General features: G+C 71.7%; 17 protein-coding genes. 8 read left to right on the top strand and 9 right to left on the bottom strand.

From position 1 onward, the window contains the following. Positions 1-35: 35 nt before the first annotated feature. Entirely contained in the window at positions 36-1,028 is a 993-nt protein-coding gene (locus tag ABIB16_RS09845; RefSeq protein WP_095353734.1) for a DUF559 domain-containing protein, read from the bottom strand. A 277-nt stretch (positions 1,029-1,305) separates the two neighbouring features. On the opposite strand from ABIB16_RS09845, the gene paaZ reads away from it, so the two are divergent. From paaZ to ABIB16_RS09830, 3 genes are all read left to right on the top strand, one after another. Then, positions 1,306-3,426 (top strand): phenylacetic acid degradation bifunctional protein PaaZ, encoded by a 2,121-nt coding sequence (gene paaZ, locus ABIB16_RS09840; protein WP_354436252.1) that lies wholly within the window; start codon positions 1,306-1,308, stop codon positions 3,424-3,426. A 138-nt stretch (positions 3,427-3,564) separates the two neighbouring features. Beyond that, positions 3,565-4,497: a 3-hydroxyacyl-CoA dehydrogenase gene (locus ABIB16_RS09835; RefSeq protein ID WP_354436251.1), complete on the top strand. Its 933-nt coding sequence runs from the start codon at positions 3,565-3,567 to the stop codon at positions 4,495-4,497. 115 nt (positions 4,498-4,612) lie between these two features. Beyond that, positions 4,613-5,563 (top strand): hypothetical protein, encoded by a 951-nt coding sequence (locus tag ABIB16_RS09830; RefSeq protein ID WP_354436250.1) that lies wholly within the window; start codon positions 4,613-4,615, stop codon positions 5,561-5,563. A 13-nt stretch (positions 5,564-5,576) separates the two neighbouring features. On the opposite strand, the gene ABIB16_RS09825 is transcribed toward ABIB16_RS09830, so the two are convergent. The 3 genes from ABIB16_RS09825 to ABIB16_RS09815 form a co-directional block, all read right to left on the bottom strand. After that, positions 5,577-6,188 (bottom strand): TetR/AcrR family transcriptional regulator, encoded by a 612-nt coding sequence (locus tag ABIB16_RS09825; protein WP_002854256.1) that lies wholly within the window; start codon positions 6,186-6,188, stop codon positions 5,577-5,579. A gap of 95 nt (positions 6,189-6,283) precedes the next feature. Then, complete coding sequence (locus ABIB16_RS09820) at positions 6,284-7,633, bottom strand: phenylacetate--CoA ligase family protein (RefSeq protein ID WP_192593722.1); 1,350 nt, start codon at positions 7,631-7,633, stop codon at positions 6,284-6,286. Between the two features lie 71 nt (positions 7,634-7,704). Further along, positions 7,705-8,121, bottom strand: a complete 417-nt coding sequence (locus ABIB16_RS09815; RefSeq protein WP_145032636.1) for a PaaI family thioesterase — start codon at positions 8,119-8,121, stop codon at positions 7,705-7,707. 215 nt (positions 8,122-8,336) lie between these two features. Here ABIB16_RS09815 and ABIB16_RS09810 point away from each other — a divergent pair, with 215 nt between their 5' ends. Further along, positions 8,337-11,927: a TM0106 family RecB-like putative nuclease gene (locus ABIB16_RS09810; RefSeq protein ID WP_354436249.1), complete on the top strand. Its 3,591-nt coding sequence runs from the start codon at positions 8,337-8,339 to the stop codon at positions 11,925-11,927. Between the two features lies 1 nt (position 11,928). Here ABIB16_RS09810 and ABIB16_RS09805 read toward each other — a convergent pair whose 3' ends face one another. Beyond that, on the bottom strand, positions 11,929-13,509 hold the full coding sequence (locus ABIB16_RS09805) for an AMP-binding protein (protein ID WP_206452512.1): 1,581 nt from the start codon (positions 13,507-13,509) through the stop codon (positions 11,929-11,931). A gap of 184 nt (positions 13,510-13,693) precedes the next feature. Here ABIB16_RS09805 and purB point away from each other — a divergent pair, with 184 nt between their 5' ends. The 4 genes from purB to ABIB16_RS09785 all read left to right on the top strand — a co-directional run bounded on the left by purB (position 13,694) and on the right by ABIB16_RS09785 (position 18,771). After that, positions 13,694-15,133, top strand: coding sequence for an adenylosuccinate lyase (gene purB, locus ABIB16_RS09800; RefSeq protein ID WP_206452513.1), 1,440 nt, complete (start codon positions 13,694-13,696; stop codon positions 15,131-15,133). Positions 15,134-15,165: 32 nt separating this feature from the next. Continuing rightward, complete coding sequence (locus ABIB16_RS09795) at positions 15,166-16,062, top strand: trimeric intracellular cation channel family protein (protein WP_326847854.1); 897 nt, start codon at positions 15,166-15,168, stop codon at positions 16,060-16,062. A gap of 71 nt (positions 16,063-16,133) precedes the next feature. After that, entirely contained in the window at positions 16,134-17,147 is a 1,014-nt protein-coding gene (locus ABIB16_RS09790) for a trimeric intracellular cation channel family protein (RefSeq protein WP_230278222.1), read from the top strand. A 67-nt stretch (positions 17,148-17,214) separates the two neighbouring features. Next, entirely contained in the window at positions 17,215-18,771 is a 1,557-nt protein-coding gene (locus ABIB16_RS09785) for a DUF1846 domain-containing protein (protein WP_002858124.1), read from the top strand. Between the two features lie 104 nt (positions 18,772-18,875). Here the strand turns inward: ABIB16_RS09785 and ABIB16_RS09780 are convergent, their stop codons facing one another. The 4 genes from ABIB16_RS09780 to ABIB16_RS09765 are packed head-to-tail and all read right to left on the bottom strand — an operon-like array spanning position 18,876 to position 23,114. Further along, complete coding sequence (locus ABIB16_RS09780; RefSeq protein ID WP_230278223.1) at positions 18,876-19,274, bottom strand: very short patch repair endonuclease; 399 nt, start codon at positions 19,272-19,274, stop codon at positions 18,876-18,878. A gap of 56 nt (positions 19,275-19,330) precedes the next feature. Then, the gene (locus ABIB16_RS09775; RefSeq protein ID WP_230278224.1) at positions 19,331-20,230 is read right to left on the bottom strand and encodes a DUF6339 family protein; all 900 of its coding nucleotides are present in this window, start codon (positions 20,228-20,230) and stop codon (positions 19,331-19,333) included. After that, the gene (locus tag ABIB16_RS09770; protein WP_230278225.1) at positions 20,227-21,129 is read right to left on the bottom strand and encodes a hypothetical protein; all 903 of its coding nucleotides are present in this window, start codon (positions 21,127-21,129) and stop codon (positions 20,227-20,229) included. The genes ABIB16_RS09775 and ABIB16_RS09770 overlap by 4 nt, the downstream gene beginning before the upstream one ends. Continuing rightward, positions 21,129-23,114 carry a hypothetical protein gene (locus ABIB16_RS09765; protein WP_230278226.1) on the bottom strand — a complete coding sequence of 662 codons (1,986 nt, stop codon included), beginning with the start codon at positions 23,112-23,114 and terminating at the stop codon, positions 21,129-21,131. The genes ABIB16_RS09770 and ABIB16_RS09765 overlap by 1 nt, the downstream gene beginning before the upstream one ends. Positions 23,115-23,117 lie beyond the last annotated feature (3 nt).

Raw genomic sequence — 23,117 nt, 5'->3', positions numbered from 1 at the left:
CAGGCCGTAGCGGCGCGTCTGCGGGCCTCGACAGGTCAGATCCACGACGGCGGCACTCGGCCCGGCATCGTCCGCGCGGCCACCAGGCCCCGCAGCTGCCGCACGAAGAGCTCCCAGTGCCCCGGCAGGAACACGTCGGCGGTCACCCGGATCACCTCCCACCCCTCCGCGCGCAGGGCCGCGTCCCGCTCGCGGTCCTCACGCCACTGCCGGCGATCCGTGCGGTGCTGATCGCCGTCGTACTCGACGGCCACCTTGGCCTCCGCCCACACCAGATCGACGCGGAGCCGCTGTCCCGTGGCGAGGCGGATGCACGGGTTCACCGCGGGCTCGGGGACGCCGTCCAGGACGAGCCGCACCCGCAGCCGGCTCTCCTGCGGCGAGTCGGCCCCGGGACGCACGAGCTCCAGCGCCTCCCGGGCCGCACGGATCCCGCGCACCCGACCGCGTTCCTCGACGGCGGCGCGCAGCTCGGCCACGTCCGTCACCCCGGGAGGCAGCCGACGGCGGCGGGCCTCCGTCGGGGCGGTCCGAACCATGCTGTCCCCCAGCGCGACGAGATGCTCGAGCGGCCCGGCGTGCGCGGCGAGGTCCACGAAGGTCCACCCCGGTGCGGTCACACGCACCCCGTCCACGATCCGCACCGGTGCGTCGGCGCGGAGGCGGTGTGAGCGGATCCCGGCCCGGCTCGACGCGGTGCCGTGGCCGCGCGGGGTCGCGATGTGCACGGACCGGTCGGCGGCGAGCGGCCCGGTCAACCACAGGCCGAGCACCCGGGCGGCCGTGACGTGGCTGAACACGCCCTCGGGGTGCAGATCCTGCAGTGCCCGCACATGATCCATGGGGTCCGGTGCGACGCCGCGCAGGCCCCAGAGCCCCCAGCCGAGGGAGACCACGTCCCCGCGCCGCAGCCGGGCCGCACTCACGCCCGCCTCGCGCGCGGCCGGGGTCGAGAACACGGTCGGAGCGCGGAGGAGGCCGTCCAGTCCGCAGCGCATCGGAGGCAGGGGCGCGGGCGAGCGGGGCATGGGCCGAGCGTGCCCGATCCGGGCGGGCCGCCGTCGTCGTCCGCCGGGATCTGTGGACGACGCCCCACCGAGGCCCGCAGACACGCCGCTACGTCCTGGCCGTAGCGGCGCGTCTGCGGGCTTCGGCGCCACGGGCCGCGCCGCCAGGCCCTCCCCACGACGACGGCGTCACCCGCCCGGCTCCCCCTCCCGCGTGATGCACGTCTCGGCTAGGGTGAGGACCAATAACCGACCGATCGGTCGGGACTCGCCCGCGCCCCCGACACCAGGAGACCCCGTGACCGTCACCGCCCCCTCCCTCCCGGAGATCCTCCCCAGCTACGTCTCCGGCAGCTGGTGGACGCCGTCGCACCCGTCCAAGGTCACCGACGTGACGGACGCGAACACCGGCGCGCGCCTCACCGGCGTCTCCACCGACGGCCTCGACACGGCCGCCGCCATCGAGCATGCCCGCACCGTCGGCCAGCAGGCCCTGGGCGCGCTGACCATCCACGAGCGCGCTCTCAAGCTCAAGGAGCTCGCCCTCTACCTGAACTCCCGCGTCCAGGAGCTCTACGACGTCTCCTTCGCCACCGGCGCTACCCAGAAGGACCACGCCTTCGACGTCGACGGCGGCATCGGCACCCTCTTCACGTTCTCCGGCAAGGGCCGCCGCGAGCTGCCGAACTCCAACGTGATCATCGACGGCGACGTGGAACCCCTCTCCCGCGATGGCTCCTTCATCGGCGAGCACATCTACCAGCGCATCCCGGGCGTGGCCGTGCAGATCAACGCGTTCAACTTCCCCGTGTGGGGCATGCTGGAGAAGTTCGCCCCGGCCTTCGTCGCCGGCGTGCCCACCGTGGTCAAGCCGGCCACCCCCACCGGCTACGTCACGCAGAAGTGTGTCGAGCTGATGCTCGAGTCCGGCGTGCTGCCCGAGGGCTCGATCCAGCTGATCTCCGGCTCCGCCCGCGACCTGCTGGACCACCTGGACTACCGCGACCACGTCGCGTTCACCGGCTCCGCCGCCACCGCGGCCACGCTGAAGAAGCACCCGAACGTGCAGGAGGGCGGCGTCCGCTTCACCGCGGAGACCGACTCCCTCAACGCCGCCATCCTCGGCCCGGACGCGGACCCGGAGTCCCCCGAGTTCGAGGCGTTCGTGAAGGTCGTCTTCCAGGAGATGACGGTCAAGGCCGGCCAGAAGTGCACCGCCATCCGCCGGGTGATCGTCCCGCAGGACCGCGTCGAGGCCGTGACCGCCGCCCTCACCGAGCGCCTGGCCGCGAAGGTCGTCCTGGGCGACCCGCGCGTCGAGGGCACCACCATGGGCGCCCTGGCCTCGAAGGAGCAGCAGGGCGAGGTCCGCGGCGCGGTGCAGCGCCTGGTCGACGCCGGCGGTCAGGTCCGCCTCGGCGGCCCCGAGGGCTCGACCGGCGACGCCGACGCCGAGTCCGGCGCGTTCTTCGCCCCCACGGTGCTCACCTTCGAGGACGCACGCACCCCCGAGGTGCACAGCATCGAGGCGTTCGGTCCGGTCACCTCGGTGATCGGCTACACGGACGTGGCCGACGCCGTGGCCCTGGCCGCCCTGGGCTCGGGATCGCTCGTGGCCACGGTCGCCACGAACGACGGTGAGACCGCCCGCGCGTTCGCCGCCGGGATCGGCGCCCACCACGGCCGCGTGCACGTCCTGAACCGCCAGACCGCCACGACCACCACCGGTCACGGCGCCCCCGTGCCGGTGCTGATCCACGGCGGCCCCGGCCGCGCCGGCGGCGGCGAGGAGCTCGGCGGGGTCCGCGCCGTGAAGCACTACATGCAGCGCACGGCGATCCAGGGCTCCCCGGACATGCTCACGGCCATCACCGGCGTGTGGCATCAGGGCGCCGCGGCCCACACGGTGACGCGCGAGGACGTGGAGGCCGGCACGGCCGTGCACCCGTTCTACAAGTCCCTGGCCGAGCTGACGGTGGGCGACCAGTTCGCCTCCGGCCTGCGCACCGTCACCCTGGAGGACATCACCGCCTTCGCGGAGGAGACCGGGGACAGGTTCTACGCCCACACGGACGAGGAGGCCGCCATGGCCAACCCGTTCTTCCCGCGCCGGGTGGCCCACGGCTACCTGCTGGTCTCGTGGGCCGCGGGGCTGTTCGTGGCCCCGGATCCGGGCCCGGTGCTGGCCAACTACGGCCTGGAGAACCTGCGCTTCATCACGCCGGTGACCTACGACGACGCCATCCGCGTGACCCTGACGGCCAAGCGCATCACCCCGCGCGTGAGCGACGAGTACGGCGAGGTGGCCTGGGACTGCCGGATCCACAACCAGAAGGACGAGCTCTGCGCCCAGTACGACGTGCTGACGCTCGTGGCCAAGACCTGGCCGATGGCCCCGTCCGAGACCTCCCAGGGCTGAGCCCCCCTGCTTCGACGGGCCGTCCCGTGCGCCCGCTGCGCGCCGGGCGGCCCGTCGTCGTCCCCGGGAACAAGGAGCGTGCCCGGGACGTTCACCTGTACGTCCCATTCGGACCGCGAGAGAAGAAGGTCGACACACATGTCCGAGTTCACCCGTTTTGATCAGGTCACCGTGCTGGGCACAGGTGTGCTGGGTTCGCAGATCATCATGCAGGCGGCGTACCACGGCAAGAAGGTGATGGCCTACGACGCCGTCCCCGCCGCCCTCGAGGGGATCGAGCGCCGCTGGGCGTGGATCCGCCAGGGCTACGAGGCAGACCTCGGGGAGGGCTACGACCCGCAGCGCTTCGACGAGGCCATCGCCCGCATCACGCCGACCTCGGACCTCGGCGAGGCCCTGGCGGATGCGGACATCGTGGTCGAGGCCGTCCCGGAGAACCTGGAGCTCAAGCGCAAGGTGTGGGCCCAGGTGGGCGAGCTCGCCCCCGCCACGACCCTGTTCGCCACGAACACCTCCTCCCTGCTGCCCTCGGACTTCGCCGACGCCAGCGGCCATCCGGAGCGCTTCCTGGCCCTGCACTACGCCAACCGCATCTGGGCGCAGAACACCGCCGAGGTCATGGGCACCGCCGCGACCTCGCCGGAGGCCGTCGCGGGAGCCCTGCAGTTCGCCGAGGAGACCGGCATGGTCCCCGTGCACGTGCGCAAGGAGATCCCGGGCTACTTCCTCAACTCCCTGCTCATCCCGTGGCTGCAGGCCGGCTCCAAGCTGTACATGCACGGCGTGGGCAACCCGGCAGACATCGACCGCACCTGGCGCGTGGCCACCGGCAACGAGCGCGGCCCGTTCCAGACCTATGACATCGTGGGCTTCCACGTGGCCGCCAACGTCTCCCGCAACGCGGGCGCCGACTGGCAGCTCGGCTTCGCCGAGCTGCTCGAGAAGAGCATCGCCGAGGGCCACAGCGGCGTGGCCGACGGCCAGGGGTTCTACCGCTACGGGCCGGACGGGGAGAACCTCGGCCCGGTGGAGGACTGGAACCTGGGCGACAAGGACACCCCGCTCGGCTGACCTCCTCCGCTGACGGATCCGGGGCCGTCCGGTGCGCACCACGCATCGGGCGGCCCCGACGCATGCCCCCGCCACTTCCTTGTGGCATCCGTCACAGCGCACGTAGAGTCGGGCCATGACGACCTCCCGACTCCCCCTGTTCGGCGTCCTCGCCGTGGGCGCGCTCGCCCTCGCCGGGTGCGCGGGCGGCGGCGGCGCGGAGCCCTCCTCCCCCGCCCCGTCGTCGGTGTCGTCCACGACGACGGCGGCCTCGTCCGCGTCCACGTCACCCGCGGCCAGCAGCTCCACGGCCCCCACGTCGCCCGCGGCCAGCACCTCCACGGCGAGCACGGCCAGCGCCTCCGCCTCCAGCAGTCTGTCCCTCGAGATGCCCCCCGCGCTGGACGGGCAGCGGACCCTGGCGGTGCAGGCCGCCGTGCAGCGGGCCGCGGGGCCGGGGTCCGAGGTGGGGCTGAGCGCCGCCTCGCCGCTGGAGCGGCAGACGGAGCTGCGCCAGCGGGCCGCCGGCCTGGAGCAGGCGGTCGACGCCGGCGCGAGCCCGGCTCCCACCCGCAGCGCGGAACAGCAGGCCTGCCTGGACGCCACCCGCTCCGCCCTGGAGCGGGACGCCGAGGCCGGGGCCGCGGACCTGGGGCTCACGGCCCAGCCGGAGACGGCCGCCACCACGGGCGGCGGGCCCACCACGACGCCGGCGCCCTCCTTCACGGCGTCCCCCGACGCCGAGGTCACTCCGCTCGGCGTGCGCGTCACCGTGTACCCCACGGAGGAGGCCGCCCGCGCCGCCCTGGAGGACGCCCGAGCGGCGGCGCAGGCCTGCACCGGGGTGGACCTGGCCGGGCTCGACGTGGAGAGCGTGACGCGGACCGAGCACGAGGGCGGCACCGCCTACACGGCGCTCCCGGCCCCCGGGGGGTCCGTCTATTCGCACCTCACGGCCGTGCAGGACGGTGCCCGCATCGTGGCCGTGGCCCAGGCCGACGCGGACGGCGGGGTCCCCGCGGACGCCGAGGACCGTGCGGCCTCGATCGTGGCCGACGTGCTCGCCGCGCTCGACGGCGAGGGCTGAGGACGGAGGGCCCTCAGCCCCGCAGACCCCCGAGCACCACGCCCGTGACGGCGTCGATCATCTGGCCCGGCCCCTGCTGGCCGGGGGCGCCGCGATCCGGCCGGTACCAGTCGACGATCGAGTTGATCATGCCGAGCGCCAGGCGGGCGAGGTTGCGCGGGCTCACATCGGAGCGCACCGCACCCGCAGCCTGGGCGGCCTCGAGCAGGTCGCCCAGGCGCCGGGTGATCTCGCGGCGGCGCTCGACGGCGGCCAGCTCGACCGCCGAGTTCCCGCGCAGGCGCAGCAGCAGGGTCACCTCGGGCTGCTTCTCCGCCAGCACCCCGAGCGTGCCGCGGATGGCCGCCTCGACCTGCGCGCCGGCGTCGGCCCCGCTGGCCACCACATCGTCCAGGCACGCCTCGAGGGCGTCGAGCGCCTCCGTCACCGCGTGGTCGAGGATCGCCTCCTTGGACTCCACGTGGTGGTAGATCGCGGACTTGGAGATGCCCAGGTGGGTGGCGAGCATGCCCATGGACGTCGCCTCGTAGCCGTGCCGGTTGAAGAGCTCGACGCACTCGGCCAGCAGCGTCTGCCGGTCATAGCCGGGCCGGCCGCGGCGCGGGGTGGGGCTGCTCTGGGGCACGGGGCTCCTTCGGAGGCGGGCGGACGCCGACGACGACGGCGCACCGGTCCACTCTACCGGGCGCGCCGGCGTCGGCATCGGCCGCGGGGACGGGATCAGGCCTGGTCGCGCAGGTCGTAGATCCGCTTGAGCTTGCCGGAGGAGCGGGCCAGGGACTCCGGCTCCACCACGTTGATCACGCACGAGGAGCCGATCTTCGTCTTGATCTCCATGCGCAGGTGCGCGGCACAGGCCTGGGCCTCCTCGAGGGTCGCATGATCGCGGCGCTCGATGTTCACGGCCATCTGGTCCATGCGGTCCGGCCGCGTGATCTCGAGGGTGAAGTGCGGCGACAGGGCCGGCTCCTTGAGGGCCAGCTCCTCAATCTGCGACGGGAACAGGTTCACGCCGCGCAGGATGATCATGTCGTCCGAGCGGCCGGTGATGCGGCCCATGCGGCGATGACCCGGGTGCGTGGTGCCCGGCAGCAGGCGGGTGAGGTCGTGGGTGCGGTACCGGATGATCGGCAGCGCCTGCTTGGTGAGCGAGGTGAAGACGAGCTCGCCGTGGCGGCCGGTCTCGAGGACCTCGTCCGTGAGCGGGTCGATGATCTCGGGGCGGAAGTGGTCCTCCCAGATGTGGGAGCCGTCCTTGGTGGCCGCGGACTCGCCGGCCACGCCCGGGCCCATGACCTCGGAGAGGCCGTAGATGTCCAGGGCGTCGAGGTCGAAGGTCTGCTCGATCTCGCGGCGCATCTCGTCGGTCCACGGCTCGGCGCCGAGGATCGCGACCTCGAGGGAGGACTCGCGGGGGTCCAGGCCGAGCTTCTTGAAGCCGTCCGCGATGGTCAGCAGGTAGGTGGGCGTGGAGAGGATGGCGCGCGGCTGGAAGTCGGTGATCAGCTGCACCTGCTTCTCCGTCTGCCCGCCGGACATCGGGATCACGGCCGCCCCGATGCGCTCGGCGCCGTAGTGGGCGCCGAGGCCGCCGGTGAACAGGCCGTAGCCGTACGCGTTGTGCACGCGGTCACCGGGGCGGATGCCGCCGGCGCGGAAGCAGCGGGCGACGAGGGTGGCCCACGTGGCCAGGTCGTCGTCGGTGTAGCCGACCACGGTGGGCTGGCCGGTGGTGCCGGAGGAGGCGTGGATGCGGCGCAGCTCGGGGCCCGTGGCGGCGAACGCGCCGAACGGGTAGCTCTTCCGCAGGAACTCCTTGTCCGTGTACGGGAACTTGGCGAGGTCGCCGAGCTCCGTGAAGTCCGAGGGGTGGACGCCGTGCGCGTCGAAGTGCTCGCGGTACGCGGGCACGTTCTCGTAGGCGTGGTGCAGGGTCCAGCGGAGGCGCTCGAACTGGAGCGCCTCGATCTGGTCCCGGCTCATCGTCTCCTCGGGGTCCGGGGCCCCGCGGTCGGCGGGGGCGGGCAGGGGTGCCGGCGTGTACGGGTTGGGGATCGAGGCCTCAAGCATGGCGTCCTCCTGGGGATGCGGGGTCGGGCGGCGGTCGACGACGGCGGCGCACCGGCGGGTGCGCCCGTCGGTCAGCGTCCGGGGGCGGGGATGGTGCGGGAGCGGCCGCGGAAGGCGGCCACCGGGGTGCCGTCGTCGGTGGTGACGGTGATGTCGTAGACGGCCGAGCGGCCCGCGGCGGCGACCAGGCGCCCCTCCGCGACGAGGGTCTGCCCGGCGCGCGTGGCCGCGAGGAAGTTGACGTCCACGCCGGAGGCCACGGTGAGGGTGGAGCCGTCCGAGGCGGGGTCGTTGCAGGTCAGCGCGAAGCACGTGTCCGCGAACGCGAAGACGGCGCCGCCGTGGGCCAGGCCGAAGCCGTTGTGCTGGTCCTCGGTGAGCGTCATCCGGATGCGCGCGTGGTCCTTCTCGGCGGCCTCGAGGGTGACGCCGAGCCACCGCGCCACGCGGTCGTCGGCGAGCATGGGGTGGTGGGCGGTCTCGGTCATGGGCGGGCCTCCCTGCCGGCACGGGCGCGCCGGCGCGGCGGCGCAGAGAATTACTGAACGATCATTAGGTAACTCTCTGGATGTGACCCACGTCAAGTCCGGTCCGGTGTGTGACGCGCGCCGGCCCCACCCTGCCGCCGCCGGGGCGAGGCGCGCCGGGACCGTGTGCGCGGGCCCTGCCCATCGCGTCCGCGGCTCCTGTCTAGGGTGACCGCATGGTGACCTTCGCGCCGGACCGCGCCTCCTTCATGCTCAGCCCCTCGGACATCACCGCCGCCGCGACGTGCACGTACGGGTGGCTGCGCGGGACGGTGGACCCGAGACTCGGTCGCGCCGAGCGGATCGGCGTGGAGGACGCGTTCCTGGAGCGGGTCTCCCGCCTCGGGGACGAGCACGAGTCCCGCGTGCTCGCGCGCCTCGAGGCGGAGCACGGCGCGGACCAGGTGGTCCGGCTCGCCCGCCCGGAGCGCTACACGCCCGAGGGCGTGCGGGCCGCCCGGGAGCGCACCGCGGCGGCGTTGGCCGCGCGTCCCGCCGTCGTGTTCCAGGGGATGCTGCACGACGGCGCGTTCGGCGGCTTGGCCGACTTCCTCGTGCTCCGTACGGACGAGGAGCACCCCGAGGGCGCGTACGAGGTGGTGGACACGAAGCTGGCCCGGCATGCGCGGGTGACGGCGCTGCTGCAGATCGCCGCGTACGCGGACCTGCTGGACGGCATGGGCGTGCCGCGGGCGCGGCAGGGCAGCCTGTGGCTCGGGGACGGTTCCCGGCACGTCGCGGACCTGGACGAGGTGATCCCGGTGTACCGGCACCAGCGCGCCCGGCTGGAGGCGCTGCTGCAGGATCACGTGGCCGCCGGGGCGCCCGCCCGCTGGGGCGACGACCGCCTGAGCGTCTGCGGCGCGTGCGAGGCGTGCGAGGAGGCCGTCGCCGAGCACCGGGACGTGCTGCTCACGGCGGGGGCCACGCGGTTGCAGCGCACCCGGCTGCGCGAGGCCGGCATCACGACCATCGAGCAGCTCGCGGCGTCCGTCGCACCGCCGGAGGGCATGGCCCGCCGCACGTGGGAGTCACTGCGGGACCAGGCGGCGATCCAGCTGGAGCCGGCCGGGGCGGACGGGCTGCCGCCGCATCGGATCGTGGACCCGCGCGCCGTGGCGGGGCTGCCCGTGCCGGACGCCGGAGACGTCTTCTTCGACTTCGAGGGGGACCCGCTGTGGGTCTCCGCGGACGGGAGCATGGAGGGCCTCGAGTACCTGTGGGGATGGGTCGAGGCGCCGGGCGGGGACACCGCGCGGACCGCCTCGGCCAACTTCCGGTTCACGGGTCTGTGGGCGGACACCCGTGCCGCCGAGCGGGCGGCGCTCGAGCAGTTCGTGGCGTTCGTGGAGGCGCGGCGCGCGACCCACCCGGGGATGCGGATCTACCACTACGCCGCGTACGAGGTCACCGCACTGAAACGCCTGACCGTGCGCCACGGCGTGGGCGAGCGCGAGCTGGACGACTGGCTGCGCGCGGGGCTGTTCGTGGACCTCTACTCCACGGTCCGCGCCGCCCTGCGGGCCGGTGTGCCGAGCTACTCCATCAAGAAGCTGGAGCCCCTCTACATGGGGGCGGAGCACCGGGCGGAGGACGGCGTCACGACGGCGGCGGACAGCGTCACCGAGTACCACCGGTACGTCGCCGCGATGGAGGCCGGGGACACCGAGGTCGCGAGGGCCATCCGCGCTGACATCGAGGACTACAACCGGTACGACTGCGTCTCCACGGCGCGGCTGCGGGACTGGCTGCTGGCACAGGTCGGGCCCGAGGAGGCCGCCGGCGCGGACCGTCCCGCCGACGACGCCGCGACCGGGGACGAGCCGCTGGTCGAGGCCGCGCCGTCGCTCCAGGAGCAGGACGCGGCCCTCGCCGCCTCGCTGCAGGCGCTGGCAGATGTCGAGAGGGACGAGGCGGGTGGGACGGGGGCCCCGGAGGCGGAGCTCGACGGCGGGCGGCGCGGTATCGCCCTGCTGGCCGCGGGCCTGGGCTACTTCGCCAGGGAGAACAAGCCGCTGTGGTGGGCTATGTTCGATCGGGCCGTGTCCGCCCCGGACGAGTGGCAGGAGCCGCGCGCGAACCTGGTGTTCGACACCGTCGAGTCGGTGGGTGCGTGGGAACGGCCCACCCCGCGGAGCAACCCCGCCCGGACGCTGACCGTGACCGGGCGCCTCGAGCCGGGCACCGAGGTCCGGCCGCGTCGGAACAGCCAGGAGAGGTTCAAGCTCAACGCCCTGTACGAGCGGCCGCCGCGCTGGGCGGAGCTGGCCCCCAACGCCGTCCGCTGGCAGAGCCGATCGCCCGTGGACGTGACCGAGGTGGAGGAGATCGCACCGGGCCGGTTCCGCGTCAGCCTGCTGCAGCGCCTCAGCACCAAGCACGAGCCGGAACCGCACGGGGAGGTGCCCATGGCGGTCTTCCACCTCAACTATGTCCGGCCCGGTGGCCTCCTCGAACGCATCCGGGAGCAGGCCGCCGAGGCCGCCCGCCGCGGCCGACTGCCGGACGGAGCGGTGTTCGACATCCTGGCGCGCCGTGCCCCGCGCACCACGGGCCGGACCCTCGCCGCGATCGGGGCGGACGTACGAGACGGCCGACGGGACGGCGTCGGGGGCCTGGTCGAGGCGGTCGAGTCCGCACGCGGCTCCTACGTGGCCGTGCAGGGCCCTCCCGGCACCGGCAAGACGTACGTGGGCAGCCGCGCGGTGAAGGAACTCCTGGACCGGGGCTGGACGGTCGGCGTCACCGCCCAGTCCCACGCGGTGGTGGAGAACTTCCTCGACCAGCTGATCGGCGTCGGTGTGGACCCCGACCGCGTGGGCAAGGAGCCCAAGGACCCGGACGGACCGCACCGCTGGACGTCCCTGGGCTCATCGGAGGTCCATGCCTTCCTGGCACCGGGCCGGGTCCTGGGCGGCACCGCGTGGACCTTCGCGAACGCCGCGGCCCAGCCGGTCGACCTCCTGGTGGTGGACGAGGCAGGGCAGCTCTCCCTCGCGCACCTCCTGGGCGCGAGCGCCCTGGCCGAGACGGTGCTGCTGCTGGGTGACCCGCAGCAGCTCCCCCAGGTCAGCAGGGGCGAGCACCCCCAGCCCATCGGCGACGCGGCCCTGACCTGGATCGCGGAGGGCGCCCCCGTGCTCCGCCCCGACCGCGGCTTCTTCCTGGACACCTCGTGGCGCATGCATTCGGCGCTCTGCGCACCGGTCTCCGAGCTCTCCTACGCCGGCGAGCTCGGCGCGAAGGAGGACGTCACGGACGCCCGCCGGCTCGACGGCGTGGAGCCCGGGCTGCACCCGTGGCCGGTCTCCCACACGGGCAACGCGGTGTCCTCGCCGGAGGAGGCCGCGGCCGTCGTCGAGATCGTCCGGTCACTGCTCGGCCGCACCTGGTCCACCGGCCCGGACGACCCCGGCCGGCCGCTCGAGCCGTCCGACGTGATCGTGGTGGCCCCGTACAACGCGCAGGTCGCCACGGTCCGGGAGGCGCTCGACGCCGCCGGTCTCGAGGGCACCACCGTCGGCACCGTGGACAAGTTCCAGGGCCGGGAGGCCGCCGTCGCGATCCTGACGATGGCGGCGTCCTCACCGCAGGAGGTGCCGCGCGGGCTGGACTTCCTCCTGAACCGTAACCGGCTCAACGTGTCGATCTCGCGCGGGCAGTGGGCCGCCTACCTCGTCCACTCCCCCGCCCTCGCGGACGCGCTGCCCACCCGCCCCGAGGACCTGCCGATGATCGGCGCGTTCCTGCGGCTCGTGCACCGTTGAGTCAGCCGGCGGCGCCCTGGCGCAGCAGGAACCGCTGCAGCTTGCCGGAGGGGGTCTTGGGCAGCCGGTCCACGAAGTGCACCCGGCGCGGGTAGGCGTGCTTGGAGTACTCGTCGCGGACCTTGGCCTGCAGCTCGGCCGCCAGGGCGTCCGGGTCCGCGACGGCCCCGGCGGGCACCACGAACGCCACGACCTCCTCGCCCCGCACCCCCTCCGGGTCCGGCAGGCCGACGACGGCGACCTCCTGCACCCGCGGGTGGTCGATGAGCACGGACTCCACGTCGAACGGGCCGATCCGGTAGCCGGCGGCGAGGATCACGTCGTCGTCCCGGGAGGAGAAGAAGAACCAGCCGTCGTCGTCCTGCCGGGCGGTGTCCCCGGTCAGGTACCAGCGCCCGTCCGGGGTGAAACGCTCCGCGGTCTTCTCCGGCTCCCCGAGGTAGCCGGGGAACCAGAACAGGGGCGAGGCCGCGTCGATCGCGATCTGCCCGTCCCGGATCTCGGCGGCGATCCCCGGCAGGGGCACACCCATCGAACCCGGGCGGGGCGGCGCGGCCAGCTCGGGGTGCGCGAGGGTGCAGATGACCATGCCCAGCTCGGTCTGGCCGTAGTGGTCGCGGATCTCCGTGCCGAGGGCCGTCCGGCCCCACTCGAGCACGGACGGCGGCAGCGGCTCCCCCGCCGTGGACACGCGCCGCAGCCGCAGCGGGGCGTCCTCGGTGACCTCCCCGGCCTTGGCCAGCGCGCGGAACATCGTGGGGGCGCCGGCGAGGTTCGTGATGCCCTGCGAGCGGATCACCTCGACCATGGTCGCCGGGGAGAAGGCGCCGCGGTACTGCACCGAGGTCGCCCCGAGCACCAGCGTGCCGACGATCCCGTAGTACAGCCCGTACGCCCAGCCGTGGTCGGCCGCGTTCCAGAACAGGTCCTCGGGGCGCAGGTCCACCGCGCACGTGAGGTAGACGGCGAACGCGGCGGCCGCGCGCAGCGGCACGGGCACCCCCTTGGGGCGGCCGGTGGTGCCGGAGGTGAACAGCAGGGCGATCGGCCCGTCCCCGCCGACGGCGACGTCCTCGGCCAGCGGCGCGGAGTCCGCGAGCGCGTCCCACTCCGGGCCGGTGCGGATGATCTCGATGCCGGGGATGTCCGTGAGCTTCTCGGCCTGACGGGGTTCGGCGACGACGAGCCGCGCCGCCGCGCCCTCGATGCGCATCCGTGCGGCGCCCTCTGCGAACGCGGTGAACAGCGGCACGTGCACGGCGCCGAGCCGCCAGAGGGCCAGCAGCGTGATGACGAGCTCCTCCCGTTTGGACATCATCACGGGGACCCGGTCGCCGCGCGTGACGCCGCGGGCGGCGAGACCGGTGGCGAGGCGGCGGGAGCGGTCGGCCAGCTCGCCGAAGGTGAGGTCGACGGCGGACATGTCCTCCGCCACGAACCGGAACGCCACGGCGTCGGCCGGCCAGCGGTCGCAGAGCAGGTGGGCGGTGCAGGCGTCCGGGGTCTCGACGTCGGCGACCCACCCGGCCATCAGCCGGTCGATCGTCCCGGCCTCGTGGGCCTGCCCGGTCCGTTCCGTCATCTCGGTCTCCTCATCCCTCTCGGCACGCCGACGCCGGGCGACGGCGACGTCAGCCACGGTAGGTCCACCGCGCCCCGGGCCACCGGGCGCGTCCGCATGTTGCACCCGCCACCCCGTCGCGGTCGAGGACGGACCCGGTCGTCGCCTGCGTCGGGCGTCCGCGGCGCCTGCCAGAATGGGGGCCATGACCTCGCAGCCCGCGCCCGCGTCCACCGCCCACCGCCGTTCCCTCGCCGAGGCCGGCATCGCCCTCGGCCCCCTGGACGGCCGCTACCGCGCGGCGGTGGAGCCGCTCGTGGAGCACCTGTCCGAGGCGGCGCTGAACCGCAACCGCATCCACGTGGAGGTCGAGTGGTTCATCCACCTGGCCGAGCAGCGCGTGCTGCCGGGTCTCGAGCCGCTCACGGCCGAGCAGCAGGCGGGCCTGCGGGCGATCGTCACGGACTTCGACGCGGAGTCCGTGGCCGAGCTGGCGGCCACCGAGAAGGTCACGGTGCACGACGTGAAGGCCGTCGAGTACTTCATCGCCGACCGCCTCGAGGGGCTGGGCCTGGGCCGGCTGAAGCCGCTCGTGCACTTCGCGTGCACCTCCGAGGACATCAACAACCTCGCCTACGCGGTGGGCGTGCGCGACGCCGTCGAGCAGGTCTGGCTGCCGGCTGCCCGCGCCGCCGTGGCCACCGTCTCCGCGATGGCCGCCGAGGCCGCCGAGACCCCCATGCTCTCCCGCACGCACGGCCAGCCGGCCACGCCCACCACGCTGGGCAAGGAGATGGCCGTGTTCGTGCACCGTCTGACCCGTCAGACCCGGCGCATCGCCGGCCAGGAGTACCTGGGCAAGATCAACGGCGCCACCGGCACCTACGCCGCCCACCTCGCCGCCGCCCCGGACGCGGACTGGCCGGCCCTGTCCCGGTCCTTCGTGGAGCACCTCGGCCTCACCTGGAACCCGCTGACCACCCAGATCGAGTCCCACGACTGGCAGGCGGAGCTGTACGCCGACGTCGCGCGCTTCAACCGGATCCTCCACGGCTTCTGCGTGGACGTGTGGAGCTACATCTCCATCGGCTACTTCGCGCAGATCCCCGTGGCCGGCGCGACCGGCTCCTCCACCATGCCGCACAAGGTGAACCCGATCCGCTTCGAGAACGCGGAGGCCAACCTCGAGCTCTCCTGCGCCCTGCTCGACTCGCTGGGCGCCACCCTCGTGGAGTCCCGCTGGCAGCGCGACCTCACGGACTCGACGTCGCAGCGCAACATCGGCGTGGCCCTCGGCCACTCGGTGCTCGCCCTGACCAACGTCACCAAGGGCATGGGCCAGCTCCAGGTGGCCGAGCCCGTGCTGGCCGAGGACCTCGACACGAACTGGGAGGTCCTCGGCGAGGCGATCCAGACCGTCATGCGCGCCGAAGCGATCGCCGGCGTGCCGGGCATGGACAACCCCTACGAGCGCCTCAAGGAGCTGACCCGCGGCCACCGCGTGGACGCCGCCCGCATGCGCGAGTTCGTGCAGGGCCTGGGCCTGTCCGAGGGCGCCGAGGCCCGCCTGCTGGAGCTGACCCCGGCCGGGTACACCGGCGTGGCGGCGGAGCTGGCCAAGGAGTTCGGACCAGCGCAGGGCTGACCCGGGGCCGCCTGACAGGGGACGATGGGCGGGTGCTGCTTCCGTCTCTCCCCGTGTGGCTGCTGTCCGCCGCCCCCAAGGACCCCGCCGAACTCGAACGGGACGTGCCCGAGCCGATCGACGCGCACGGCGAGCTCGCCGACGCGATCACCGCGGCGATCACCGCCGTGGACCTCGTGGGCGTGTTCTTCTTCGCGATCTCGGGCGCCGTCCTCGCCGTGCGCAAGGGCTACGACATCGTCGGCTCCCTTCTGCTGGCCCTCATGGTGGGCACGGGCGGCGGCGTCGTCCGTGACCTCGTGGTCGGCCGGGACGTGCCCGCGGCCTTCGACAACCCCTGGTACCTGATCCTGCCGGCGGTCGCGTCCCTGGCGGTGTTCCTCCGCATCTTCGACGGCGAGCGCGGCCACCACGCCGTCATGGCCTTCGACGCCATCGGCCTGGCCGTGTACTGCGTGGTGGGCACGCGCATCGCCCTACTCGCCGGCCTGAGCCCGGTCGCCGCCGCAGTGCTGGGCCTGGTGACCGCCGTCGGCGGCGGCATCCTGCGCGACGTCGTCGCTGGGGAACCGCCCGCCGTGTTCGGCGGGCGCGGCTGGTACGCGCTGCCGGCCATCCTCGGCGCGGGCACGACGGCGGCCCTCGGCCAGGCGGAGCTCCTGAACCCGCTGACCTCGGCGGCGGTGATGGTGCTCGTGCTCGTGCTGCGCGTGGTGTCCCTGCGCAGGGAGTGGCTCGCCCCGGGGGCCGAGATCTCGGGGAAGACCCAGCGCCAGCGCCTGGATCCGCACGACGAGCCGCCCGTGCCGGACATCCGCGACCGCAAGGGCAGGGACGGCCCGCCCGCCGACCCCGGCGAGGACGGCCCCCCGGCGAACGAGGAGACGCCGGGGGCAGGCGAGGACGTCCCCCCGGGGACACCCGGGTGAACAAACGAGCCACCGCGCGGGCCGCACGGGACAATGGCCGGTGAACCCCGGACTCGACGGAAGGAGCCGCCGTGGACGTGCAGCAGTTCTTCGCCACCCTCACCGACGTCCCGTGGCTGCTCACGACCCTGGACCTGATCGGGATCTTCTTCTTCGCCACCTCGGGGGCGCTGCTGGCGGCCCGCAAGCAGTTCGACCTTGTTGGCTCGATGGCGCTGTCCCTGCTGGCCGGGCTGGGCGGCGGCTTCACCCGGGACATCCTGCTGGACCGCGGCCTGCCCGCGTCCCTGGAGAACCCGGTCTACCTGGCCCCGCCGGTGCTCGTCTCCCTGCTCGTGTACGTCAAGCTGATCCACCCGAATCGGCTGAACCTGACCATCACCCTGTTCGACGCCGCCGGGCTCGCCCTGTTCACGGTGTCCGGCGTCCTGCTGGCGCACTCGATGGGCGTGCACCCGGTGTCCACGGTGGTGATCGCGATGGTCACGGCGCTGGGCGGCGGCGTGCTGCGGGACATCGTCGCCAACGAGGTGCCGTCCATCTTCGACCCCCGCGGCGTGTACGTGCTCCCCACGTTCCTGGGCGCGGTGCTGGCGACCGTGGTGGCGATGAACGGCGCGCTCAACACGTTCACCGGCTTCCTCATCGCGTTCCTGATCTTCGCGGTGCGGATGATCGCCTACCGCTACCAGTGGCGGTTCTTCGGCGCGGAGATCTCCCAGGACAAGGAGTCCCTCGCGCGTCTGCGGCGCCTGGCCACGCAGGCGCAGGAGGCGGCCGCCCGCCGGGTGGAGCGCACCCTCGAGCGCCGGCTGCGCGCCCCCGGCGCCCCCGCCTTCCCCGACGACGACACGCACGAGTCCTACGGCCCGCGGCAGGAGTACGAGGACCAGGTGCGGGTGGACGACTACGATCCGCAGACCCAGACGATCACCGTCGTCGACCCCGCCTCACACCAGCAGGTGCGCCTGGACCGCGGCACCGGCGTCATGGACGTCACTGACCTGCGCACCGGGCGCACACGCAGCTTCGACGACCCCGAGCACGACTGGATCGCGGACGACCCGGAGGACCAGCGGGACTGAGGGATGTGGTGGGTGCGACTCCCAGCCGGGGCCACGCGCCCCGCGGACAGGTCTATGCTGAGAGTCCATGACCGGCACGCATGAGACCGCCCGCCCCGCCAGCACCACCACGGAGGCCGCGGCCTCCGGCCCCCTCCACCGCGTCGGATTCGACCGCGCGAAGTACATCGAGCTCCAGTCCCAGCACATCCAGGAACGCCGCCGCCAGATCGGCGGGAAGCTGTACCTGGAGATGGGCGGCAAGCTCTTCGACGACCTGCACGCCTCCCGCGTCCTGCCCGGCTTCACCCCGGACAACAAGATCGCGATGCTGGACCGCATCAAGGACGAGACCGAGATCCTGGTGTGCTTCAACGCCAAGGACCTCGAGCGGAACAAGGTCCGCGCGGACCTGGGCATCACGTACGAGGACGACGTCCTGCGCCTCGTGGACGTGTTCCGCGAGCGCGGGTTCCTGGTGGAGCACGTGGTGGTCACGCAGCTGGAGGACGCCAACCACCGCGCTCTGGCGTTCCTCGAGAAGCTCGAGCGCCTCGGCCTGAAGGTGGCCCGCCACCGCGTGATCCCCGGCTACCCGCACGCCATGTCCACGATCGTCTCGGAGCAGGGCTTCGGCGCCAACGAGTGGTCCGAGACCACGCGGGACCTCGTCGTCGTGACGGCCCCCGGCCCGGGCTCCGGCAAGCTGGCGACGTGCCTGAGCCAGGTGTACAACGATCGGCAGCGGGGCATCCCGGCCGGCTACGCGAAGTTCGAGACGTTCCCCATCTGGAACCTGCCGCTCGAGCACCCGGTGAACGCCGCCTACGAGGCCGCCACCGTGGACCTGGACGACATCAACCTGATCGACCCGTTCCACCTGGCCGAGTACGGCGAGCGGGTGACCAGCTATAACCGCGACGTCGAGGTGTTCCCGCTGCTGTCCGCGCTGCTGGAGAAGGTCACGGGCACCACCCCGTACAAGTCCCCCACGGACATGGGCGTGAACATGGCCGGCGCGGCGATCGTGGACGACGAGGTGTGCCAGGAGGCCGCGAAGCAGGAGATCATCCGGCGCTACTACAAGGCTCAGGTCAATGAGGCCCTGGAGGGCGCGGACGACACCGAGTCCGAGCGCGTGGCCCTGGTGATGTCCAAGCTCGGCCTGAGCTCGGAGGACCGCCCGGTGGTGGGTGCCGCGCAGCTGGTGGCCGAGCGCACCGGCGAGCCCGGCGCGGCCGTGCAGCTGGCGGACGGCACCCTGGTGACCGGCAAGACCTCGGAGCTGCTGGGCTGCTCCGCCGCGGTGCTGCTCAACGCCCTCAAGGTGCTGGCCGGCATCGAGGACGACGTGCACCTGCTCTCCCCCGCCTCGATCGAGCCGATCCAGACGCTCAAGACCGTGCACCTGGGCTCCAAGAACCCGCGGCTGCACACGGACGAGGTGCTGATCGCGCTCTCCGTGTCCGCGGCGACCGACGAGAACGCGAAGGCGGCCGTCGAGCAGCTGGCCAGCCTCGAGGGCTGCGACGTGCACACGACGACGATCCTCGGCTCCGTGGACGAGGGCATCTTCCGGTCCCTGGGGATGCTCGTGACGAGCGAGCCGAAGTTCCAGAAGAAGGGGCTGTACCGGAAGCGGTGACGGGGGCGGCGCGGGCGGGCGGGCGCTTTCGTTGACGAAACGGGCGGCCCCGGGGCGTTTTCGTTCGAGAAGTGGGAGCGGGCCGCGCGTGGGCCGCGGCCCGCTCAGGAGGCCCCGGTAGTTCGCCGGGGCCTCCGTTCGTTGACGACGGCGACAATGCGCTCCGCGACGACGGCCGGGTCCTCGTGCTCCCAGAAGCGGAGGACGAGCCATCCTCGCTCGGTCAGTACCCGGGTGGTCTCCGCGTCGCGAGTGCGATTGGTGGCGACCTTGTCCGACCAGTAGCCGCCGTTGGCCTTCGGAGCGATGTAGTGTTCCGGACAGCCGTGCCAGTAGCAGCCGTCGATGAGCACGACCACACGAGCGGGCCGGAACAGGATATCCACGGTGCGGCGCAGGTCCTTCTCCGGCCGAGCGTTGACACGGTAGCGCAGGCCGGCTGCGTGGAGCCGGCGACGGACGGCGAGCTCGGGCTTGGTGTCTCGGGCCCTGTTCCCGCGCATCGTCGCGCGCGCCACCGGAGAGGAAGCCCAAGAGGTGCCTTCGGAACCTCCGCTCGTCATCTCCCTCCGAAGAGACGCCGAAGCGTGGGCCGGCGACGGGCAGTGGGCTGCGGCGCCGACTCAGGAGCAAATTCCACCGGAGCCAGGGACTCGCTCGCGACCGCATCAACAGCCATGGTGGATGACTTCGCGCCTCTCACATCACGGCCCCGCGGTTCTGATGCCTCCTGATACTGGTGGTCCACGACAGAGCGCAGACAATCCACGTCACTTGTCGTCAGATCAGCGAAACCTGTAGCGGCTCGAATCGGCATGATGAGCTGCCGATAGCCTTCCCCCGTCTTCTCTCCTCTGGCAGTCCCCTCAGCAAGGAACTTCTCCATCACGATTCGAGCAACGGCCGGGTTTCTCCATAAGGAGGGTCTCTCGAGAATGGCAGCGTAGAGGTCCTCCGAGGGACGGCGGGACTCCACAATCTCGGGGCCGAACAACACCCACCGCTTCCAAAGCCTCTCCATCACATGCCGCCGGTTGCCACCGATGAGGCGATCTTGGAACGACTTACGACTCGGCGCTGTCTGGGACGAGCGAATTCGACGCGTTGCCAGGTCGGGGAGCAGGGCGAGAGCTAGGAAGTCCCAGACCTGTGGATGAGCGAACTCCGCGCGTTGTCCAGAGGACATTGTGAAGAGGGCGCGGCCGAGAGCCAGATCGAAGTCCGCCATGCTCGACTGCGGCGCGACAGAGACTTCTTCGAGCAGGGCCTCACGCAACCGCAGCAGCTCGTCCACTGTGGCAGGGGCTCCGCCGGTGGAGGGGAAGGCATCAGGAGCCGCCACGGCATCCTCAACCACCCCACGGTCGAATTCCATCACCCCGTCGCTCTCCCACAGGAAGATGCGCTGCTGGCGTGCAGCTGTCGGCGACAGTCGCGGCATGAGCGTGTACTGATTCATGCGTCTCCCTCCAGCAAGTGAGTCGCGGACATCAAGAGGTACTCGAAGTACTCGGGCTCATCTCGGTAGATTCCACACACCTCCCGCAGTGAACGTTGGAAGAACCGAGCCGCGATCCGAGCCGCGGCAGCGGCGATGGACTCAGGGTTTTCCTCGGCCACCGCGTCCACATCACCGCTCAGAGACGCATCGGACCCGCTCTCCGCAAGATCCCGACTGAGGCGATGGGCGGCGGCGATCAGCTGGCGTGCGATGTCAGCCTCAAGCAGTGCCATAGAAATGCGTGGTGCTGTCCCGTCGAGCAGGTCGATCGCCTGGGGATAGTCCTCGTTCACATAGAGGCGCATCGACGACCTGAATCCGTCCTCGAGACCCGCAGCGTAGAGGTCGAAGCGCCACGGGGCCGCTTGCCAGGACTCGTTCCTGAACGACACCACGCTTACCGGGAAGCCGGGCTGACTCGGTTCCAGCGAGACCTTCTCCGTTTTGGCCTCCGCCACGATCCGGTCTCTGAGCCAGGGCTGGTCAGCAACCGGCGCCACGATCGTGGCCGCCAAATCGAGCTGAGCCGTGACCTCATGTGCATCAAGACGTAGCTCTCCACGCGCGACGAAACGGTCGCCGCTCCGCGTCAACGGTGTTCGGTGTGTGAGGATGAACGCCGTCGCCGAGCAGGTCACAGAAACCACGAGCACAGGAGACCCCGGTGATTCGAGTGCCTCCAGCGCGTCAGCATCAACACTCACGTCGATCAGAAATGTGAGAGAAGAGTTTGCATCGCAATGCTCCGCGAGATCCTGGAGAGAGACATCGCGACCATCGCAGTCGACCGCCCACCGCTGCCACGAGGCGGAGCTCGGGTCCAGACGGGGAAACGGTGAGAGGAACAACGGCGCCATCAAGCCCCCCTGCCCACGACGAGGTCGAAGGTCATCGCCGCGGTGAAGTGGGGCGTGATCTTCACCGACCCCTCAGTCGGTCCTGTGATCGTGATGCTAGGCCCCGAACGACGTTCAGTACCCAGGGCCCACTCCACGTCAACATTCGACGCGTCCATCTCCACCGCACCGCCCCACTCACGCGCCTTGACCACTGCCTCCACGATTCGCTCGCGTCCCTTCTCGTTCTGCACTTCGAAGTCAATCTCCCAGGCTCCACCTGGGAGCTGCCGGCTGCCTCGAAGTTGCACCGTGGCGTTACCCTGGTTGCCTGGCCTTCGACGTCCGCCGGACGAGGATCCACCCGCGTGGTCCCCCTGTGCAGTCGTGTCTTCCGAGCTCGACATGCTTCCGGGAGAACTCGGGGCGGGAAGTCCCGAAGGGGAGGTGTCCGAGCCCGTCGGCACGAATGAGTTGAGGGCACGGGAAAGCACGCGCGCGGACCGGACCTCTCCCCGGATCTTCTTCGCCGAGTCCTTGCGGACAAAGCCGCGCACCTTGGAGGCTACGTTCTGCATCGTGTGGCCTACGACGTAGACCGCCACGGGGTTGTCCGGGATCGAGACATTCCAGGCGTCATGCGTCGCCGGCTCTGATGCAGCGAAATGCCGATCGCACTCCGGAGTCGGCTTGAAAACGCCGAACCACTCGTACATCTCACCTTCGTCGACGGGCATCGGAGTGTAATTGACCACGATCTCCGTCTCGGAACGCATCACGGAAAGGCTGTCCCGCTTGCGTGCCTCCTCATCGGAGGCCAGCGGGTCCCTTAGAACCTTCGCCATGTAGAGGTGTCCTGCCGTCCGATCATCCCGCCCGCCGAAGTAGTCCTCAATCGGGTAGCCGGCAGAGGCCTTGGGGTTCAGACGGATCGGAGTCACTGCCTCCTCTCGGATGCCGACCGGGACAGCCCAGGGAGAGGCGGCGTCTTCTCCGAGCTGAGCAGATCGGATGGCGGCGAGGCCGTGCGCATACACGGGAAGACGCTCCTCGACGACAGTGGCGATGTCGACCTCCTCACCACGTACGGAGAACTGGACGATCATGGGGGCATCCCCGTCACCGTATGGCACCACCTTGGGCCAGGCACTCGCCACCAGCGCATCGAGCATCTGTTGCCCGAGCATGTCGCACTGCTCGTCCGTGCCCACCGGGACCCACTCGTCCACGTCTCCGTCCCGGTGAGTGAGCACGGTAGGAGCGAGGACGAGGATCGACGTCCCCGTCTCCTCCTCGCCGAAATGCGTCTCGAACAGCGCCTCGCCCAGGAATTTGGCGTGGTCACCGCGCAAGGGGAGGATCTCCTCCTGGTCCATGTCTCCCCACCAGTGGGCTCCCGTGTACCGCTTGCCACCGATGTCGAACTCATCGTGGAGAGCCGAGGCGATGAGCCTGTCCTCGAGAGTCCCGTCGCCTCGTTCGCACCGGGTCCAGTAGACAACGGCGTGGGCTGCCGACGCCTCAAAGGTCGCCGTCTTGCCGAAGCCGTAGGTCCCTCCAGAGCCGCCCCCCTGGGGCTTCGTGGTCCCGATGTCGAAGACGAAGGCGTTGAAGTTGTTCGGCTGTCCGGGTGGGGCGGCTTCGCCTGACCTGACGGGCCCGTTCAAGCCGGTGGTCCCACGGTCGAAGATCTCCACCACATGGAGGTCGGGAGAGGTCAGCGCAGCCTGCAACTTTCCCAGCTTCAGATCCTCAGTGATCTCCGTGAAGATTTGCGTGGAGAGAATCTCCCGGACAGAGGTGTCCGCGCGGCGGATGCTGGCGCCGTAGGCGGGGAACCAGTTCTCATGATCTGCCGCGTCCCATGAGTTCTGCAGAGTCTCCCGAACAAGGACGTCCAGGCGGGTGAGATGACCCTGGGTGTTCAGAAGTTTGCCGCGGCCTCCGCTGGTCTGGTCACCCGGCCCACGAGGCTTGGAGTAGCGGCGCAGTCGAACCTCAGCCACCAA

The organism is Micrococcus sp. UYEF5, assembly GCF_040546065.1.
Lineage (GTDB): Bacteria > Actinomycetota > Actinomycetes > Actinomycetales > Micrococcaceae > Micrococcus > Micrococcus luteus.
The sequence above is the reverse complement of the archived record's forward strand: the minus strand, read 5'-3'. Positions and strand labels throughout refer to the sequence as shown.

Excerpts from the sequence above, each read along its gene's own strand:
- ABIB16_RS09845 (WP_095353734.1), bottom strand. The coding sequence starts at position 1,028 with ATGCCCCGCTCGCCCGCGCCCCTGCCTCCGATGCGCTGCGGACTGGAC.
- ABIB16_RS09835 (WP_354436251.1), top strand. The coding sequence starts at position 3,565 with ATGTCCGAGTTCACCCGTTTTGATCAGGTCACCGTGCTGGGCACAGGT.
- ABIB16_RS09830 (WP_354436250.1), top strand. The coding sequence starts at position 4,613 with ATGACGACCTCCCGACTCCCCCTGTTCGGCGTCCTCGCCGTGGGCGCG.
- ABIB16_RS09820 (WP_192593722.1), bottom strand. The coding sequence starts at position 7,633 with ATGCTTGAGGCCTCGATCCCCAACCCGTACACGCCGGCACCCCTGCCC.
- ABIB16_RS09815 (WP_145032636.1), bottom strand. The coding sequence starts at position 8,121 with ATGACCGAGACCGCCCACCACCCCATGCTCGCCGACGACCGCGTGGCG.
- ABIB16_RS09810 (WP_354436249.1), top strand. The coding sequence starts at position 8,337 with ATGGTGACCTTCGCGCCGGACCGCGCCTCCTTCATGCTCAGCCCCTCG.
- ABIB16_RS09805 (WP_206452512.1), bottom strand. The coding sequence starts at position 13,509 with ATGACGGAACGGACCGGGCAGGCCCACGAGGCCGGGACGATCGACCGG.
- purB (WP_206452513.1), top strand. The coding sequence starts at position 13,694 with ATGACCTCGCAGCCCGCGCCCGCGTCCACCGCCCACCGCCGTTCCCTC.
- ABIB16_RS09785 (WP_002858124.1), top strand. The coding sequence starts at position 17,215 with ATGACCGGCACGCATGAGACCGCCCGCCCCGCCAGCACCACCACGGAG.
- ABIB16_RS09780 (WP_230278223.1), bottom strand. The coding sequence starts at position 19,274 with ATGCGCGGGAACAGGGCCCGAGACACCAAGCCCGAGCTCGCCGTCCGT.
- ABIB16_RS09775 (WP_230278224.1), bottom strand. The coding sequence starts at position 20,230 with ATGAATCAGTACACGCTCATGCCGCGACTGTCGCCGACAGCTGCACGC.
- ABIB16_RS09770 (WP_230278225.1), bottom strand. The coding sequence starts at position 21,129 with ATGGCGCCGTTGTTCCTCTCACCGTTTCCCCGTCTGGACCCGAGCTCC.